The following is a 17,758-nucleotide window of genomic DNA, read 5'->3' as shown; positions in this document are numbered from 1 at the left end:
CAACTGAAAGGACGAAAATGCCCAAACTCAAGACGAAGAGCGGCGTTAAAAAGCGCTTCAAGCTCACCGCGAGCGGCCTGCTGAAGCACGGCGTCGCGGGCAAGCGCCACCGGCTGATGAGCCACAACGCCAAGTACATCCGCCAGAACCGTCGCACCAAGGTGCTGTCGAAGGCCGATACGGCAACCGTCAAGGCGTGGGCGCCTTACGGTCTCGGCTGAGCGGAAAGGAATTAAAGAATGGCACGCGTCAAACGGGGTGTAACCACCCACGCTAAGCACAAGCGGATCCTCAATCAGGCGAAGGGCTATTATGGCCGTCGCAAGAACACGATCCGTATCGCCCGCCAGGCCGTCGAAAAGGCCGGCCAGTACGCATATCGCGACCGCAAGGTTAAGAAGCGCAACTTCCGCGCTCTGTGGATCCAGCGCATCAACGCAGCGGTCCGCGCCGAAGGCCTGACCTACGGCGTGTTCATGCACGGCCTGAAGCTCGCCGGTGTCCAGCTCGACCGCAAGGTGCTGGCCGACATCGCGATGCACGAAGGTGCCGCGTTTAGCGCCATCATCGCGCAGGCGAAGGCGGCTCTGCCCCAGGCCGCCTAAAGGCGACCTGCTGCGAGGCACAAGGATTGGGGCGTCGGTGGCAACACCGGCGCCTTTTTCTTTTGGGGCCGCCGCCTCGCCGTTCGGGCTACGCTTGTCGAAGCCCGGTTGTTTCTTCTAACGCCCCCTGACGAAGACCGGTGCTTCGGCAAGCTCAGCACGAACGGACACGCGATGACCGACCTCGACCCCATGAAGACGGACCTGCTCGCCGCGATCGCGGCGGCCGCCACGCTGGAGGCGTTGGATGGCATTCGCGTTCAGGCGCTCGGCAAGCAGGGCAGCATCACCGCCTTGCTCAAGACGCTGGGCGGCATGTCGCCCGACGAGCGGCTGGTGCAGGGCCCGCGCATCCAGGGCGTGCGCGAGGCGGTGACCACCGCCATCGCCGCGCGCAAAGCCGCACTCGACCGCGCAGACCTCGACGCGCGGCTGGCGCGCGAAACGCTCGACATGACGCTCCCGGCCGACGCCGCACCGCAAGGGTCGGTGCATCCGGTCAGCCAGGTGCTCGACGAAATGGCGGAGATCTTCGCCGACTTGGGCTTCGCGGTCGCGACGGGCCCGGAGATCGAGGATCAGTGGCACAATTTCACCGCGCTCAACATGCCCGAGAGCCATCCCGCGCGCGCGATGCACGACACCTTTTATCTACGGGCGGGCGAGGGCGAAGAAGCCAAGGTCCTGCGCACCCACACCTCGCCGGTGCAGATCCGCACGATGATGGGTCAGGAACCGCCGATCCGCATCATCGCGCCGGGCCGCGTGTATCGCTCGGACTGGGATGCGACGCACACGCCGATGTTCCACCAGATCGAAGGACTGGTGATCGACAAGGGCATCACGCTCGGCCATCTCAAATGGACGCTCGAGACCTTCCTCAAGGCCTTTTTCGAGCGTGACGACATCGTGCTCCGCCTGCGCCCGAGCTATTTCCCCTTCACCGAGCCTTCGGCCGAAGTCGATGTCGGCTGGACGATGGAAAAGGGCCGCCGCGTGCTCGGCGGGTCCGAGGGCTGGATGGAGCTGCTCGGCAGCGGCATGGTCCACCCCAAGGTGATTGCCGCGTGCGGGCTTGATCCGAACGAGTGGCAGGGCTTCGCGTTCGGCGTCGGCGTCGATCGCCTCGCCATGCTCAAATACGGCATGGATGATTTGCGCCCCTTCTTCGAAGGCGATGCGCGCTGGTTGAAGCATTACGGTTTTTCGGCACTCGATGTGCCCACGCTGAGCCAGGGAGTCGGCGCATGAAGGTCACGCTCGATTGGCTGAAGCAGCATATCGACACCGACGCCTCGCTCGAGACGATCGTCGAGACGCTGACGCGCATCGGCCTCGAAGTCGAAGGCGTCGAAAACCCGGGCGCCAAGCTCGCCGCTTTCCGCGTGGCGAAGGTGCTGAGCGCCGCCCCGCACCCACAGGCGGACAAGTTGCAGGTGCTCTCGGTCGATGCCGGGGACGGCCCGCTCCAGGTCGTGTGCGGCGCGCCCAATGCCCGCGCAGGCCTCGTCGGCGTGTTCGGCTCCCCCGGCGCGACGGTGCCGTCGAACGGCATGGTGCTCAAGGTCGCGGCGATTCGCGGGGTCGAATCGAACGGCATGATGTGTTCCACGCGCGAGCTGGAACTGGGCGAGGACCATGACGGCATCATCGAGCTGCCCGCCGATGCGCCGATCGGCATGGCCTATCCCGATTATGCCGGGCTGAATGATCCGGTGATCGAAATCAACGTCCTGCCCAACCGCCCCGATTGCATGGGCGTGCGCGGCATCGCGCTCGATCTGGTCGCCGCCGGGCTCGGCACCGCCAAGCCGCTCGCTTATGCGCCCGTCGAAGGCACAGGCGCAGGCCCCGATGTCCGCACCGACGATGCCGAAGGCTGCCCCGCTTTCTACGCGCAAAGCGTCACCGGCCTCACCAACGGCACCGCGCCCGAATGGATGCGCCGCCGCCTGACCGCGATCGGCCAGCGGTCGATTTCGACGCTGGTCGACATCACCAATTATGTGATGTTCGATCTCGGCCGCCCCTTGCACGTTTATGATCGCGCCAAACTGTCGGGCGGCCTCGTCGCGCGCAAGGCGGTGGCGGGCGAGCAAGTCCTCGCGCTCAACGGCAAGACCTATACGCTGGCCGAGACGATGACCGTCATCGCCGACGCAGGCCGCGTGCATGACATTGGCGGCATCATGGGCGGCGAGGATTCGGGCGTCACCCCCGAGACGACCGATGTGGTGATCGAATGCGCCTATTTCGACCCCGACGGCATTGCCCGCACCGGCCAGGCGCTGCTGCTCACCTCGGACGCGCGCGCGCGCTTCGAGCGCGGCGTCGATCCGGCTTTCCTCGAACAGGGCCTGGCGATCGCGACGCGGCTGGTGCTCGATCTGTGTGGTGGCACGGCCAGCTTGCCGACCCATGCCGGCACCCCGCCGACCACGCGCAAGCGCATCGCTTATGATCCGGCCCGCGCCGAAACGCTCGGCGGTCTGGCGGTTGCGCCCGAGCGTCAGCGCGCGATCCTGACCGCGCTCGGCTTCGCGGTCGAGGCCGACTGGACCGTCCTGCCACCGCCCGCGCGCCGCGATGTCGATGGCCCGGCCGATCTGGTCGAGGAAGTGATCCGCATCGTCGGGATCGATTCGGTCCCGGCAACCCCGCTGCCGCGCGCGGCGGGGGTCGCCAAGCCGACCGCGACGCCCGCGCAAAGACTCGAAAGCCGCGTCCGCCGCGCCGCCGCCGCGCGCGGCCTCAACGAGACGATCACTTGGAGCTTCCTGTCGGAATCCCAGGCCGAGGCGATCGGCGGCGGCACCTGGACGCTCGCCAACCCGATCAGCGAAGAGCTGAAGGTGATGCGCCCGTCGCTGCTCCCCGGCTTGCTGTCGGCAGCCGAGCGCAATTTGAAGCGTGGTGCGGGCGGCGTGCGCCTGTTCGAGCTTGGGCGGCGCTATCTCAGCGACGGCGAACGCCCGACGCTGAGCGTGGTGCTGGCGGGCGAGGCGCGGCCGCGCGGCTGGCAGAATGGCAAAGCGAGCCTGTTCACCGCCTTTGACGCAAAGGCCGAGGCACTGGCGCTGCTGGCCGCGGCAGGCGCACCGGTCGACAATCTGCAAGTGATGGGCGACGCTGGCGACGCCTGGCATCCCGGCCAATCGGGCACGCTGCGGCTGGGACCGAAGACCGTTCTGGCGGCGTTCGGCATGGTCCACCCGCTGACCACGCGTGCCTTCGACGTGGATGGCCCGGTCGCAGCGGTCGAGCTGTATCTCGATGCGATTCCGCCCAAACGCGCGTCGAGCTTCGCGCGTGCGGCTTATGCACCACCGGCATTGCAGGCGGTGCGGCGCGACTTCGCCTTCCTCGTGCCCGACAGCGTGTCGGGCGACGCGCTGGTGCGGGCGGCACGCGGCGCGGACAAAGCCGCAATCGTTGCTGCGCGCGTGTTCGACGTGTTCACCGGCACCGGCGTCGAGCCTGGCCACAAGAGCATCGCGATCGAAGTCACGCTCCAGCCGGGCGAAAAGAGCTTCACCGAGGCGGACCTGAAGGCGGTGGCGGACAAGGTCGTGGCGGCGGCGGCGAAGCTGGGCGCGAGCTTGCGGGGGTAAGGCCGAGCGTCACCCCGCATCCACCCCGGCGAAGGCCGGGGCCCAGCAGGACGGGTCGAGGTAATAGGGCAAGGCGCTCGCCATGCCCGGCCCGCTCCTGGGCCCCGGCCTTCGCCGGGGTGGTCGTGGTTTTTATTGGAGGATCGACGCTATGCCCCAACCCAACCTAATCACCATCGCCACCCCGCAGCTTTCCGCTGCGATCAACCCGTTCGGTGCGGAGCTGACCCACCTGCGCGATGCCGATGGCCGCGAGCTGATGACCGACGCCGATCCCGCTTTCTGGACCGGCCACGCGCCCTTGCTCTTCCCGATCGTCGGGCGCCTCAACGGCGACGTGCTGCGCGTTAACGGCGCGGACTATCCGATGAAACAGCACGGCTTCGCCCGCCGCAGCCTGTTCACCCTCGCCGAACAGACCGATACGCGCGCGGTGTTCCTGCTGGAGGACAGCGCCGAGACCCGCGCCGTCTACCCCTTCGCCTTCGCGCTCCGCGTCACTTACACGATCACCGATGCAACGCTCGCCATCGCGGTAGCGATCGAGAACCGCAGCGAAGGCACGCTGCCCGCCAGCTTCGGCTTCCACCCCGCCTTCGCCTGGCCGCTGCCATATGGCCTGCCGCGCGCCGACCACCGCATCGTCTTCGCCGCGGACGAGCCCGACCCTTTGCGCGAACTCGTCGGCAGCGCGATTTCCAGCGGCCGCCGCCCCTCCCCGCTGCACGGGCGCACGCTCGCGCTCGACGATGCGCTGTTCACCCAGGACGCGCTGATCTGGGACCCCGTCCATTCGCAAAGCGTGCGCTACGGCGCGTCAACCGGCCCGCAGCTCCGCGTCGATTTCCCCGACACGCCGATGCTCGGCATCTGGACCAAGCCCGGCGCGGCGTTCGTCTGCATCGAGCCGTGGCACGGCATTGCCGACCCGGAAGGCTTCACCGGCGACATCTGCGAGAAACCCGGCATCCGCACCATCGCCCCCGGTACAACCTGGGGCTGCGCGATGCAGGTGACGTTGGAGGGCTGAGGCGCTACAGCGCGGCGATGAATCACACCTCCGACCGCCGCACCTTCGCGATCATTTCCCACCCCGACGCGGGCAAGACCACGCTGACCGAAAAGCTGTTGCTGTTCGGCGGCGCGATCCATTTGGCGGGCGAGGTCAAGGCGCGCGGGGCCAATCGTCGTGCGCGCTCGGACTGGATGAAGATCGAGCAGCAGCGCGGCATTTCCGTCACCTCTTCGGTGATGACCTTCGAGCGCGAGATCGAAGGCATGGGCGGCCTTACCTTCAACCTGCTCGACACGCCGGGCCACGAGGACTTTTCGGAAGATACCTATCGCACGCTGACCGCGGTCGATTCGGCGGTGATGGTGATCGACGCCGCGCGCGGTATCGAGGCGCAGACGCGCAAATTGTTCGAGGTCTGCCGCTTGCGCTCGGTGCCGATCATCACCTTCGTCAACAAGGTCGATCGCGAAGGGCGCCCGCCGTTCGAATTGCTCGATGAAGTCGCGGAAATGCTCCAGCTCGACGTCACGCCGATGAGCTGGCCAGTCGGCATGGGCAGCGATTTCGAGGGCATTTACGATTTCCACGCCAATGCGCTGAGCCAGCCCGAGGGGCCGAGCCGCGAATTCATGGGCAAGGCGCGGCGTTTCACCGGGCTCGATGATCCCGCGCTGGAGAGCGTGCTGAGTGCGCCCGGCCTCGCGACCTTGCGCGACGAAGCCGAGCTTGCGCTTGGCGGCTATGGCGAATTCGATGTCGAGGCCTATCGCGCGGGCGACCAGACCCCGGTCTATTTCGGCTCCGCGCTGAAGGACTTTGGCGTTGCCGAACTGATCGACGCGCTCGGCCGCCATGCGCCCGGCCCACGCCCGCAACCCGCCGAACCGGCGCAAGTGCTGCCCGATCGCGCCGATGTCACCGGCTTCGTGTTCAAGGTCCAGGCGAATATGGACCCCAACCACCGCGACCGCATCGCCTTCATGCGGCTGTGCTCGGGCACCTTCAAGCGCGGCATGAAGCTGACGCCGACCGGCCACGGCAAGCCGATCGCGATCCATTCGCCGATCCTGTTCTTCGCGCGCGAACGCGAACTGGCCGATGAGGCGTTTCCGGGCGACATTATCGGCATCCCCAACCACGGCACCTTGCGGGTGGGGGACACGCTGTCCGAACGCGCCGACGTGCGCTTTACGGGGCTCCCCAATTTCGCGCCGGAAATCCTGCGCCGCGTCGCGCTGAAGGACCCGACCAAGACCAAGCAGTTGCGCAAGGCGCTCGACGATATGGCCGAGGAGGGCGTGACGCAGGTCTTCTATCCCGAAATCGGCTCGAACTGGATCATCGGCGTGGTCGGGCAGCTCCAGCTCGAAGTGCTGCTCTCGCGGCTCGAGGCGGAATATAAGGTCGATGCCGGGCTCGAAATGGCCCCCTATGACACCGCACGCTGGGTGTCTGCGGCCGATCCGGCTGACCTCAAGGCGTTCATGGACCTCAATCGCACGTCAATGGCCAAGGATCGCGACAACAACCCCGTCTACCTGGCGAAGACCGCCTGGGACGTTGGCTATGTCGCGGATCGCTACCCCAAGGTCACCTTCGCCGCGACGCGCGAGCGCTAACGCGCCTTGGCCGTAGCGCGGCGACGTCGCCGCCACAGCACAATGCCGCCCGCGAGCAACGCCGCTGCTCCTCCCAACATCGCCGGGAGGACCCTGGGCAACCAATATCGAAAGGCATTGTCGCTGATCTGCTGGTCGGCGGTATAGCCAGCGGGCATTGGCAGCACCTGATCACGCCGGGCAAAGGCGGCGTAATCGCGGCGCATGCCGATGAAGCGCGCGGGTTGCTCCGTCGACAGATCGTGCGTCTCGCCGGGGTCATGCGTTATGTCGAACAATTGCCAGCGGCCATCGCCGAGCGGCGGCAAGTTCTTGACGAGCTTATAGTCCCCGCGGAACAGCGCAGCATTGCCCGATAGCTCATAGCCAAGCGGCGTATCGCCATGCACATGGGTGCGTCGGCCGAGCAGCATATCGGCCAAGCTGAACCCCACCATCGGCTCGACCGACCGCCCGGCAAAGTGCCCGGTCTGCGCGGGCACCCCGGCCAGCGCGAGCAAGGTGGGCGCAATATCGGTAACATGCGTAAAGCCGCCGACGATCGTGCCGCTGCGCATCGCGGGGTTGCCGGGCCAACTCACGATCAGCGGCACACGCAAGCCCCCTTCTCCGGCCGAAAACTTGTATCCGGCAAGCGGTGCCGCAGCAGCGCTTGCCCAATTCGGCCCAATCGCGGTCAACGTACCGCGCTCGCCTTGATGCTCGGGCGTAAAGTCGCGCAGCAGCCCGAGTACCAGCCGGTTGAACAGACGCCCCCGCGGGTCGGTCGGTTCCGGACCATTGTCCGACAGGAACACGAAGATCGTATTGTCATACGCACCCGTCGCCTTCAGATGGTCGATCAAACGCCCGATCTCATGATCGGCCGCCTCTGCCATCCCCCCATAAGCCGCCATCGCGCGTGCTGCGGCCCGGCGTTGATCGGGCGACAACCGGTTCCAGTCGGCGGTCGAGCGCATCACCGCCGCGCGCATTTCGGGTGGAACCAGCCCCATGGCGATTGCCCGCGCCTGCCGCGCCGCGCGCAAAGCGCGCCAGCCGCCATCATAAGCGTGGGCATAACGCGCGATATACGCGTCGGGCGCTTGCACCGGAATGTGGTTGGCCAGGAAGTTCACCGAGGCGAAGAACGGCTTGCCCGATCCCCGCCCCGCATCGATGTAGCGCAGCATCGTATCGACGATGAAGGTCGAGGAATAAAACGGCGTGGGCAAGGTGGCGGGCTTGCCATCCTCGGTCCAGTCGGCCTTGTCGTATAACCCGGCGATCGGCTTCTGCTCGAAATTGTCGGCACCGGCATCCGCCAGCGAATAGGCGTGATCGTAGCCACGCGCGGTCGGCAGCCCGTCGCTCGCCTTGCCCAAATGCCATTTGCCGGTGAGATAGGTGCGATAGCCCGCTTGGTGCAGCACCTCCGCCAACGTCACGACCCGGTGGTTGAGCACGGTGTCATAACCCGGCTTGCCGACATGCTCGGGCGGGATCGTCTCGGGCATGTTGCCAAGCCCGGCGCGGTGGTTGCTGATGCCGGTCTGCAGCATCGCCCGGGTTGGCGCACACGAACCCGCGACGTGGAAATTGGCAAAGCGGACACCGTGCGCGGCGAGCGCGTCGATATTGGGGGTGTGGATCTCGCTGCCGAAGCTGCCAATATCCGAATAGCCCCAATCGTCCGCCACCAGCAGGACGATATTCGGGCGCGCCGCAGGCGGAGCCCCCGCGACTGGAAGCGGCATCAAGGCCAGCGCCAGCGCCAGCCCCTTTTGCACCGCGCGCGTCACTCGAGCTTGCTTTGCGAGATGGTGGCCGTGCCGGCGGGCAGGCTGAACAGCATCCCGTCTTCACCCACCGTGATCGGCCCCGTGAAATGGTGCGCGGAGTCCCCGAGAAACGCCGGATAGGCGAAGCGCAGGGGCAGTGGCGGCACGATGTGGTTGAGCACAAGCCGTTTAACCCCGGCGGCTTTCGCAGCATCGGCAGCCTGCTCGGGGGTCGTATGATAATTGCGGATGTCGCGCGTGACTTGCGCCAGATTGTAGCGATGGTTCCGCTCAAGCGCAGTGGTCAGCAAGCCGACCAGGTGCGGCTGCAACGCCTCATGAACCAGCAAATCCGCGCCCTTGGCAGCCGCGACCAGCGATGCGCTTGGCCCGGTGTCGCCGCTGAACACAACCGAACGGCCTTTATAATCAAAGCGATAGCCGACCGCAGGGCGAACCGGGCCGTGATCGACGCAGAAGGCGGTAATCGTCAGCCCATCCTGTCGGTACACCACCTGGCGTGCGTTACCCTGGGGAACCACAAACGGAACCGCGACCGCGCCCGCCCCGCCGGGGGGGGCCACGCCGCCGCCGTGATGGGCGGTGCGATATCCCCAATCCGTCGCATAGGCTGCATCGAATCCCGCCACGACCGCCTCGACTCCCGTCGGCCCGTGCACGGGCAAGGGAGACGTCGCCGAACTCGCGATCCAGCTTTGCAACATCAGCGGCCCAAGTCCGTCAATGTGGTCGGAATGGAAATGCGTCAGGAAAACCCCTTCAATCCGCCCGATCGGCAAGCCCATCGCAACGATCGTGCGCGCGCCGCCCTCCCCGATATCGACCACGAACAAGCGCTTCCCCGCGATCACCACCGAGCATGGCCCCGCCCGCGTGGGATCGGGCAAGGGCGAGCCCGTTCCGCACAAAGCGACATGCAGGCCATCGGGGAGGGTCGCGGTCGTGTCGCGCCCGACCCGCGCATCGACGATCCACACGAGCAGGGCGGTCGCGATTTGTGCCTGGAAGACACCGACCAGGATCCCCCCGGCCAGCCCGATAAGGGCGATCGCCGATACCCATTTTCCGTATGTACGCATTCGCCCCGCCATCTTCCCTCGGCATATGTCGATGCGGTTGAGCCTGCGACAAGTTTATGGCACATTCAATGCCACATTAGGAGGACAATAGACCAAGGCGGATCAGAGGGATAAGCGCACACCGTGGATATGAAGCGCAGTATAACGCCGGTCTCCGGGCCAAAGAGTAATCCTCCATCCGACGGTCGCCGCGCGCGCAGCGAGAGCAGCCGCGCCAAGATTGTGGCGGCAATGCTCGATCTTGTGGGCAAAGGCGACATCGCGCCCAGCGCCGCACGGGTTGCCGAAACCGCCGGAGTCGGCTTGCGATCGGTTTTCCGGCACTTTGCCGATATGGACTCGCTCTACAGCGAAATGTCGCAGCTCATTGAGGCACAGGTCTTGCCGATGGCCCTCAAACCCTTGACCGGGGCGCGCTGGCGCGACCGGCTGTTGGAAATCACCCAGCGCCGCGCGCTCGTCTTCGAGGCGATCCTGCCCTTTCGAATCTCCGCCAATATCAAACGCTTCCAGTCGGAATTCCTGATGCAGGATTATCGCCGGATGCTGCGGCTGGAGCGCAGCTCGCTCGAAGCGGTGCTGCCGGCGCACGTCCTTGCCGACACCACGCTCGTCGATGCGCTCAATGTCCCGCTCAGCTTTCAGACATGGCGCCTGTTGCGACACGACCAGGAATTGACCGTTGCCGATGCCCAGGCCGTGGTGGTGCGGCTGATCGAAGCGGTCCTCGCGCGTATCGAAGACTAGCGCGCCAGCGGCAGCCTTTGCTTAATGCGGTGGCGCGCGGCGATTATCGACCAGCCGTACCCCGATATGATCGGTGCCAAGCCCCAATTCCTGAAATTGCCGCGCCGCCGGGCGATAGCGCGCGCAGTAATTGGCGGCGCAGAGATAGGACCCACCCTTGATCACGCGCCGGTCGCCTGCAGAGCCGGCGACCCCGCTGGTCCATTCCCAAACATTGCCGATCATGTCGTACAGGCCATAGCCATTGGCGGGGAAACAGCCGACCGGCGCGCGGCCGCGATAGCCATCGATGCCAAGATCGCGCGCCGGGAACACGCCTTGATAGTAATTGGCGGTGGGCGTGCCGTGCGCGTCGATCGGTTCGGGCAAAGCGGGTTGGCCACCGCGCGCGGCATATTCCCATTGCGCCTCACTCGGCAGCGCCTTGCCCGCCCAACGCGCATAGGCCTCGGCATCCTCATAAGCGATCTGGACGACGGGGGTCGTGTCCTTGCCGATGATCGACTCGTTCGATCCCGACGGATGCCGCCACTGCGCCCCCACCACCCAGCGCCACCAGCGCGGGTCATCGCCGGAGGGCGCTGCAAACACCGCCGACCCCGGCACGCGCATCTCGGGCGGAGCGCCCGGCAGCACCGGGGGCTTCCGCTCCGCCATCGTGCGATAGCCGGTCGCCTTCACGAAGGCGGCGAATTCGGCATTGGTCAATTCGTGTGTGTCGATCCAGAAGCCCGGCACGGTGACGGTGCGGGGCGGCCCCTCTTCGGGATAATGCGGGTCCTCTCCCTGGACGAAGCGCCCCGCCGGAATCCAGCGCATCGCGCCGGGCGCGAGCGCGGCGCACGCGTGTTGGGGCGGCGGCCTTTCCGGATTCTGCGAGCAGGCGCTCCCCACCAGCACCGCAACCACCGCCAACCACCGCATCCTCATCGCGTCATCGATCCTCTCGCGACCGATACCGTAGCGAGATTTCAGGCGACGAACAGCACGCTGTGATGGTCGGCTGCGGCGGGCGGCGAAGCCGGCGTGATTTCCCCATCCAGCACCAGCGCCAAGGGCGCATGGCTGACGATCAGCAACCCCTGCCCGTGCCGCCGCAACCGATCGTCCAACCGGGCGATCACGGTCTGCGCCGTCGCGGTGTCGAGGCCCTCGGTCGGCTCGTCGAGCAGCAGCCACGGCGCTGGCTTCAAATAGGCCCGCGCCAGCGCCAGCCGCCGCCGCTCCCCGCCCGACAGACTCGCGCCGTTGTCGCCGATCCAGCTATCGAGCCCGTGCGGCATGGCCCGCACACGATCGGCGAAGGCGGCGTCCTCCAGCGCCTCCCACACCGCGGCTTCGGGGGCGTCGGCCCGGCCCAACACCAGGATGTCGCGCACGGTGCCTGCCAATAAGGCGGCATCCTGCGGTAACCATGCGAACGCCGCGCGCAACGTGCTCGCGGGCAGCAAAGCGATATCGACCCCGCCAAGCGACACTTCGCCCGCAATCGCGGGGCGCAAGCCCACCAGACGTTCGACCAAGCTGGTCTTGCCGCTACCCGATACCCCGCGCAGCGCAATCCGCGCTGGTGGCGCAATCGCCCGACCGTACAGGACCAGATCCGGCTCGAGCGAGACCGCTGGCAGGGTGGCCGGAGGGGCTTCATCCAGCAACGCGCCCAGCCGTGCATAAGCGGCGCGCGCGGCGTGCGCTTGCGTGACGTGCCGGATCGCGGGGGCCAATCCATCCAGCGCCATTGCCGCCGCCAGCGCGGCCAAAGCGGCAATCGCCGCCCCGTGTGGGGCCGCCAACACCAACGCCAATGCGGCCCCAACGCCGATGGCAACCGGCGATGCCACCTCGATCGCCGCCCGCACATCGCTGTCGCGCTGTTGTGCCGCGGCGAGGGCCGTGCCGCCATCGACAATGCGCGCCACTGCCCAATCTTCCAGCGCATAGCAGCGCAGCTCGGCAGAACCCTCGACCAGAGCTGCGGTCTGGGCCTTCAGCCATTCCGCTTCGCGCAGTACCGCGCGCCCGCTGTCTTCGAGCTGACGCGACAAAGCCCAGCTGACCGCCATCAGCAACGCCGCGACCCCCATGACGCCAAGGACCGCAAGCGGACCCGCAAGCGCGACCAACGCTAGCCCCGAGAGAATCGCGGCGGCACCCCCGACCGTGCCCGATCGCAGCACCAGCGCGGTCTCCACTGCGCCCGCATCCTGCACCAATCGCGTGGACGCTGCGCCGGTCGACAGGCTCAGCGCCCGCGCAACCGGCGTCGCGGCGAGTGCCGCGAACAAAGCCGGGCGCACCCGCGCAATTGCCGACAGCGCCGCATCATGGCTGGCGAGGCGTTCGCCATAGCGCGCACCGGTCCGCACAATCGCGAACAAGCGAATCGCGGCGCTCGGCAGCATGTAATTGAATGCCAGGGCCGTCCCCGCCCCGGCGGCGAGCGCCGCCGCCGTCAGGAACCAGCCCGACAAAGCGAGCAAGGCGACCGAGGCAACCGCCACCAGAGCGGCATAGAGCGCGGCGCGGCGGACCTGTTGCTTTTCGCTGCGGGGGCGCGCCGCCAGTACGCGTGCAAGGGCGTCGCTCATGCCGCCGCCCCGAGATCGACGACGCGATCGGCAATCGCGGCCAGCGCGGTGCTATGCGTGGCGATGATAACGGTCCGTCCGACACAAGCGCGCGCAATCACCGCGATCAACGCAGCCTCCGCCGCAGCGTCGAGATGCGCGGTCGGTTCGTCCAGCAACAGCAGCGGCGCGTCCTTCAAAAGCGCCCGCGCCAAGGCGACGCGGCGACGCTCGCCACCCGACAAACCGCCACCGCGATGATCGAGCCGCTCCTCAAGCCCGCCGACGCGCCGCGTCAGGGCACCCTCCAGCCCAACCGCCGCGGCGACCGCCGCGACCTCGGCGGGTGCCGCATCCGCGCGGCCAAGCCGGATATTGTCGGCAATCGAACCGGCGAGCAGCACCGGAGCCTGCCCTGCCCAGGCGGCGAACGGAGCGACGCTGCCAATCTCCTTCAGCGGCGCGCCATTGACCGTAACCCGCCCCTCCTGCGCCGGGACGAGCCCCAGCAACAGGTGCAGCACGCTGCTTTTGCCGCTGCCCGACGGACCGACCAGCGCGATGATCTCGCCCGGCCGAACCTCGATCAACACATCGCCGACCGCATCGCGGTCCTCCCCGGGGTAGCGAATGGTGACGTGGTCGAACACGATCGCCGGGGCTGCCACCACCGCAAGACCTTCCCCGACGGGCGGCGTGCCCGCCGCATCGAGCGCGGCCAGCCGCGCACTGGCGGTCTCGGCCATCTGTCGATCATGATAGGCAGCGGCGAGGCGGCGCATCGGCGCATAGAATTCGGGGGCGAGCGCCAGCACGAAAAAGGCGCGCACCAGATCGAGCTGTTCGGGAGCGTGGAAGGGCAACTGCCCGAGCAACGCAAACCCGGCATAGACCGCGACCAACGCCACCGACAGCGCCGCGAAAAATTCCAGCGACGCCGAAGACAGGAAAGCGACGCGCAACACCCGCATCGTCCGCGCTGCGACCTCGCGCGCGGCCTGGCCCAGGCGCTCGGTCTCGCGCGCCTCCCCCTGAAAGGCGAGGATCACCGGCAAACCACGGACGCGATCGGCGAACAGGCCCGATAACCGCGCCAAGGCGTCGAACTGTCGCCGCGACTGATCGGCAGCGGCACCGCCCGCGAGCACCATCGCCCCGATGAAGGGGATCAGCGTGCCGAGCAGGATCAGTGCCGCGACCGGACTGGCCAGCGCAATCGCCGCCAGCACGATCATCGGTGCGAGCGCCGCCGCCTGCCGCGCAGGCAGGAAGCGCGCAATATAGCCGTCGATCGCCTCGACCTCATCCACCACCGCGCCGAGCAATGCGCCAACCGATCCGCTCCCGCTCGGGCGCCGCAGCGCGGCCCGTGCGGCGGTCCGCCGGAGCGCGGATTTGGCGGTCGCCGCCGCGCGACTGCCCAGCCGCAGCGATCCCCACAGCGCCGCCGCGCGCGCCGATCCTGCCACCACCATCAGCAGCGCCCAGGGCCATGCCGGCATGCCCCGCGCCAGGGCGGCAACGCCTCCTGCAATCCCGGCGGCAAACAGAATGGCCGCCACCGCATCGCCCAAGAGAAGCACGGTCGATCCGCGCGCAGCGCTGCCCACCGCCAGGGCCGTCGGTCGGCCCCGCCGCACGGGGTGCGCACCAGCGCGGGCGTTTTGGGTCGTCGCAGCCATAGCGCCGCCTATACGCCCGACCGTACCGTCTCGAATACGTACTAATCCCAATACTCTGCTAAACCGCATTCCGGTTGAAGGCCCCCGTCGGTGCCGAGAAGCTGCGCCGTCGACCGACGATGATGGAGATACACGCATGGATATAGGTGTCGTCGATCTGTCGCGGCTGCAATTCGCGCTAACCGCACTGTATCATTTCCTGTTCGTACCGCTGACGCTCGGCATGAGCTTCATGCTCGTCATCATGGAGGCGATCTATGTGATGACGGGGCGCGCGATCTGGCGCGAAATCACCCGATTCTGGGGAAAAATCTTCGGGATCAACTTCGTTCTCGGCGTCGCCACCGGCCTGACCATGGAGTTCGAATTCGGCACCAACTGGTCGTATTTCTCGCATTATGTCGGCGACATTTTCGGGGCACCGCTGGCGATCGAAGGACTGATGGCCTTTTTCCTTGAGGCGACCTTCGTCGGATTGATGTTTTTTGGCTGGGACCGACTGTCCCGGCTTGGACATCTGGCGGTGACCTTCATGGTCGCGGTCGGCACCAATATTTCGGCACTGTGGATTCTCATCGCCAATGGCTGGATGCAGAATCCGGTCGGCTCGGCCTTCAACCCCGACACGATGCGGATGGAAGTGACCGACTTTGGCGCGGTGCTGTTCAATCCCGTCGCCCAGGCAAAGTTCGTCCACACCGTCAGCGCGGGCTATGTCGTCGCGTCGCTCGTCGTGCTGGGGGTTTCGTCTTTTTATCTGCTGCGCGGGAAATGGACTGCGGTCGCCCGCCGCTCCTTCGTCGTCGCCGCCGCGTTCGGTCTCGCGTCGTCGCTGTCGGTGGTCGTGCTGGGTGACGAGAGCGGCTACACGCTGACCGACAACCAGAAGATGAAGCTCGCCGCGATCGAGGCGGAGTGGCACACCGAAGCGGCCCCCGCAGGGATCACGCTGTTCGGCTTGCCCGACACCAGCACCCGCACCACGCGCTATGCCGTCAAGGTTCCGTGGGTGCTCGGCCTGATCGCGACGCGCAGCGTCGACAAGGAAGTCACCGGCATGTCCGAGCTGGTGCTGAAGGCGCAGGAACGGATCGAATCCGGGGTGATCGCCTATCGCGCGCTCGACGTGCTGAAGCGCAACCCGACCGATCGCACGGCGCGCACCGTGTTCGAAGCGCACCGCAACAACCTTGGCTATGCCTTGTTGCTGAAGGCGCATATCGCCGACCCCGGCAAGGCCAGCCCCGCGCTGATCGCCTCGACCGCGTGGGACGTGGTGCCAAGCGTGCCGGTGATGTTCTGGACGTTCCGCATCATGGCCGGAATCGGCTTCCTGATGATCGCGCTGTTTGCCACCGCCTTCCTCCTCGCCAGCCTGCGTCTGCACATGACGGCACGCTGGTTCCAGCGGTTCGCGCTCTGGGCCATCCCGCTGCCGTGGATTGCGATCGAGCTGGGTTGGGTGACCGCCGAACTCGGCCGCCAGCCCTGGGCGATTGATGGTGTCCTGCCGACCTTCCTCGCCAATTCCACGCTGACCCCAGCGATGCTGTGGACGACGATCATCGGCTTTACCGCGCTATACGGAACGCTTGCCGTGATCGAAGTGCGCCTGATCCTGGCAACAATCGCGCATGGGCCGGTCGAAGACCCGCTCGAGACCGCACCGCAACCCACCGACACGCCCGCCCTGGCCCGCGCTGCCTGAGGAGCACGATGATGCATCTATTCGACTATGAAACCTTGCGCCTGATCTGGTGGGCGCTGCTGGGAATATTGCTGATCGGCTTCGCGCTGACCGACGGGTTCGATCTGGGCGTTGCCGCCTTGCTGCCCTTTGTCGCGCGGACCGATGGCGAGCGTCGCATGACGATCAATACCATCGCGCCGACCTGGGAGGGCAACCAAGTGTGGTTCATCCTCGGCGGCGGCGCGATCTTCGCCGCCTGGCCCTATGTCTATGCGATCAGCTTTTCGGGCTTCTACCTCGCGATGTTCCTTGTGCTGGCCGCGCTGATCCTGCGCCCGGTCGGGTTCAAATATCGCTCAAAACGGCCAGGCCGCGCGTGGCGGGCCGGTTGGGACTGGGCGTTGTTCGTGGGCGGTTTCGTTCCCGCTTTGGTGTTCGGCGTTGCGGTCGGCAATGTCCTGCAAGGCGCGCCATTCCGCATCGATAGCGACATGCGCGCCAGCTATGAAGGCGGCCTGCTCGGCCTGTTCACGCCCTTCACCCTCCTGTGTGGCCTGTTGTCGGTGGCGATGCTGGTGCTGCATGGCAGCGCATGGCTCGCAATGAAGGTCGAGCGCGGCGCGGTGCAAGACCGGGCGCGCGTATATGGGACGGGCGCGGCGATCGCCTCGATCGTGCTGTTCGCGCTGGGCGGTCTGTTCGTTGCGCGCGGCGGCATGGGCTTCGAACTGACCTCTGCGGTTGATCCAAGTGGCCCGTCCAACCCGCTGCGCTCGACATCGGTCGCATCGGGCGGCGCATGGCTTGGCAATTACGCGGCGCATCCGTGGATGCTGGTGGCCCCCGTCCTCGGCTTTGTCGGCGCGGCGCTGGCGCTGGTCGGCATTCGCGGGAAAAGCGAGCCAGCCGCCTTTGCCGGATCGACGCTTTCGGCCGCCGGCATCATCGCAACGGTCGGGCTGTCGATGTTCCCCTTCATCCTGCCATCGAGCATCGATGCCCATTCCAGCCTGACGGTGTGGAACGCCTCATCGAGTGAATCGACGCTGTTCCTGATGGTGATCGTGACGGTCGTCTTGCTGCCGATCGTGCTCGCTTACACCGCCTGGGCGTACCGCGTGATGTTCGGTCGGGTGAGCGAACGCGAGATCGCCGCCAGCCACGATTTCTACTAAGATAAGGACCGCAATCGATGTGGTATTTCACCTGGGTTCTCGGCCTCGGCCTCGCTGTCGGCTTCGGCATCCTCAATGGCTTGTGGCATGAATTCCACTTGCCCGATGATGGCGACGCCTGAGCAAAAAAAGGCCGCTGCGGCAGGGATGCCGCAGCGGCCAGGGGGAGGCTGGCGTCGATGAGGTT

Annotated in this window: 15 protein-coding genes; 10 read left to right on the top strand and 5 right to left on the bottom strand. The window is 66.7% G+C overall.

The window, feature by feature from the left end; all coding sequences use genetic code 11:
- Positions 1-17 precede the first annotated feature (17 nt).
- The 6 genes from rpmI (at position 18) to ON00_RS11830 (ending at position 6,850) form a co-directional block, all read left to right on the top strand.
- Positions 18-221, top strand: a complete 204-nt coding sequence (gene rpmI / locus ON00_RS11855) for a 50S ribosomal protein L35 (RefSeq protein WP_010406001.1) — start codon at positions 18-20, stop codon at positions 219-221.
- 18 nt (positions 222-239) lie between these two features.
- Entirely contained in the window at positions 240-605 is a 366-nt protein-coding gene (gene rplT, locus ON00_RS11850; protein ID WP_010406000.1) for a 50S ribosomal protein L20, read from the top strand.
- 174 nt (positions 606-779) lie between these two features.
- Complete coding sequence (gene pheS, locus ON00_RS11845) at positions 780-1,856, top strand: phenylalanine--tRNA ligase subunit alpha (RefSeq protein ID WP_010405999.1); 1,077 nt, start codon at positions 780-782, stop codon at positions 1,854-1,856.
- Positions 1,853-4,216, top strand: coding sequence for a phenylalanine--tRNA ligase subunit beta (pheT, locus tag ON00_RS11840; RefSeq protein WP_010405998.1), 2,364 nt, complete (start codon positions 1,853-1,855; stop codon positions 4,214-4,216). Before pheS ends, pheT begins: the two co-directional genes overlap by 4 nt.
- Positions 4,217-4,367: 151 nt before the next feature.
- Positions 4,368-5,246 carry an aldose 1-epimerase family protein gene (locus tag ON00_RS11835; RefSeq protein WP_010405997.1) on the top strand — a complete coding sequence of 293 codons (879 nt, stop codon included), beginning with the start codon at positions 4,368-4,370 and terminating at the stop codon, positions 5,244-5,246.
- A gap of 17 nt (positions 5,247-5,263) precedes the next feature.
- Positions 5,264-6,850: a peptide chain release factor 3 gene (locus tag ON00_RS11830; RefSeq protein WP_010405996.1), complete on the top strand. Its 1,587-nt coding sequence runs from the start codon at positions 5,264-5,266 to the stop codon at positions 6,848-6,850.
- Here the strand turns inward: ON00_RS11830 and ON00_RS11825 are convergent.
- Positions 6,847-8,631, bottom strand: coding sequence for a sulfatase-like hydrolase/transferase (locus ON00_RS11825; RefSeq protein WP_010405995.1), 1,785 nt, complete (start codon positions 8,629-8,631; stop codon positions 6,847-6,849). The two genes, ON00_RS11830 and ON00_RS11825, sit on opposite strands and share 4 nt — an antisense overlap.
- A complete protein-coding gene (locus ON00_RS11820) occupies positions 8,628-9,710 on the bottom strand; it encodes an MBL fold metallo-hydrolase (protein WP_010405994.1) in 1,083 nt (360 codons plus the stop codon). The genes ON00_RS11825 and ON00_RS11820 overlap by 4 nt, the downstream gene beginning before the upstream one ends.
- 129 nt (positions 9,711-9,839) lie before the next feature.
- Here ON00_RS11820 and ON00_RS11815 point away from each other — a divergent pair, with 129 nt between their 5' ends.
- Complete coding sequence (locus ON00_RS11815) at positions 9,840-10,457, top strand: TetR/AcrR family transcriptional regulator (RefSeq protein WP_050810915.1); 618 nt, start codon at positions 9,840-9,842, stop codon at positions 10,455-10,457.
- Positions 10,458-10,478: 21 nt separating this feature from the next.
- Here ON00_RS11815 and ON00_RS11810 read toward each other — a convergent pair whose 3' ends face one another.
- Genes ON00_RS11810 through cydD form a run of 3 tightly spaced genes read right to left on the bottom strand, consistent with a single transcriptional unit; the run spans position 10,479 to position 14,706 of the window.
- Positions 10,479-11,381 carry a formylglycine-generating enzyme family protein gene (locus ON00_RS11810; protein ID WP_010405991.1) on the bottom strand — a complete coding sequence of 301 codons (903 nt, stop codon included), beginning with the start codon at positions 11,379-11,381 and terminating at the stop codon, positions 10,479-10,481.
- Positions 11,382-11,428: 47 nt separating this feature from the next.
- A complete protein-coding gene (locus tag ON00_RS11805) occupies positions 11,429-13,045 on the bottom strand; it encodes an ATP-binding cassette domain-containing protein (protein WP_010405990.1) in 1,617 nt (538 codons plus the stop codon).
- Entirely contained in the window at positions 13,042-14,706 is a 1,665-nt protein-coding gene (gene cydD / locus ON00_RS11800) for a thiol reductant ABC exporter subunit CydD (protein WP_010405989.1), read from the bottom strand. The genes ON00_RS11805 and cydD overlap by 4 nt, the downstream gene beginning before the upstream one ends.
- A gap of 136 nt (positions 14,707-14,842) precedes the next feature.
- Here cydD and ON00_RS11795 point away from each other — a divergent pair, with 136 nt between their 5' ends.
- The 3 genes from ON00_RS11795 to cydX are packed head-to-tail and all read left to right on the top strand — an operon-like array spanning position 14,843 to position 17,693.
- On the top strand, positions 14,843-16,414 hold the full coding sequence (locus ON00_RS11795) for a cytochrome ubiquinol oxidase subunit I (protein ID WP_010405988.1): 1,572 nt from the start codon (positions 14,843-14,845) through the stop codon (positions 16,412-16,414).
- Between the two features lie 11 nt (positions 16,415-16,425).
- Positions 16,426-17,571: a cytochrome d ubiquinol oxidase subunit II gene (cydB, locus tag ON00_RS11790; RefSeq protein ID WP_010405987.1), complete on the top strand. Its 1,146-nt coding sequence runs from the start codon at positions 16,426-16,428 to the stop codon at positions 17,569-17,571.
- A gap of 17 nt (positions 17,572-17,588) precedes the next feature.
- The gene (gene cydX, locus ON00_RS20230; protein ID WP_010405986.1) at positions 17,589-17,693 is read left to right on the top strand and encodes a cytochrome bd-I oxidase subunit CydX; all 105 of its coding nucleotides are present in this window, start codon (positions 17,589-17,591) and stop codon (positions 17,691-17,693) included.
- Positions 17,694-17,758 lie beyond the last annotated feature (65 nt).

It is taken from the genome of Sphingomonas echinoides ATCC 14820, assembly GCF_000241465.1.
Taxonomy (GTDB): Bacteria; Pseudomonadota; Alphaproteobacteria; order Sphingomonadales; family Sphingomonadaceae; genus Sphingomonas; species Sphingomonas echinoides.
The sequence above is the reverse complement of the archived record's forward strand: the minus strand, read 5'-3'. Positions and strand labels throughout refer to the sequence as shown.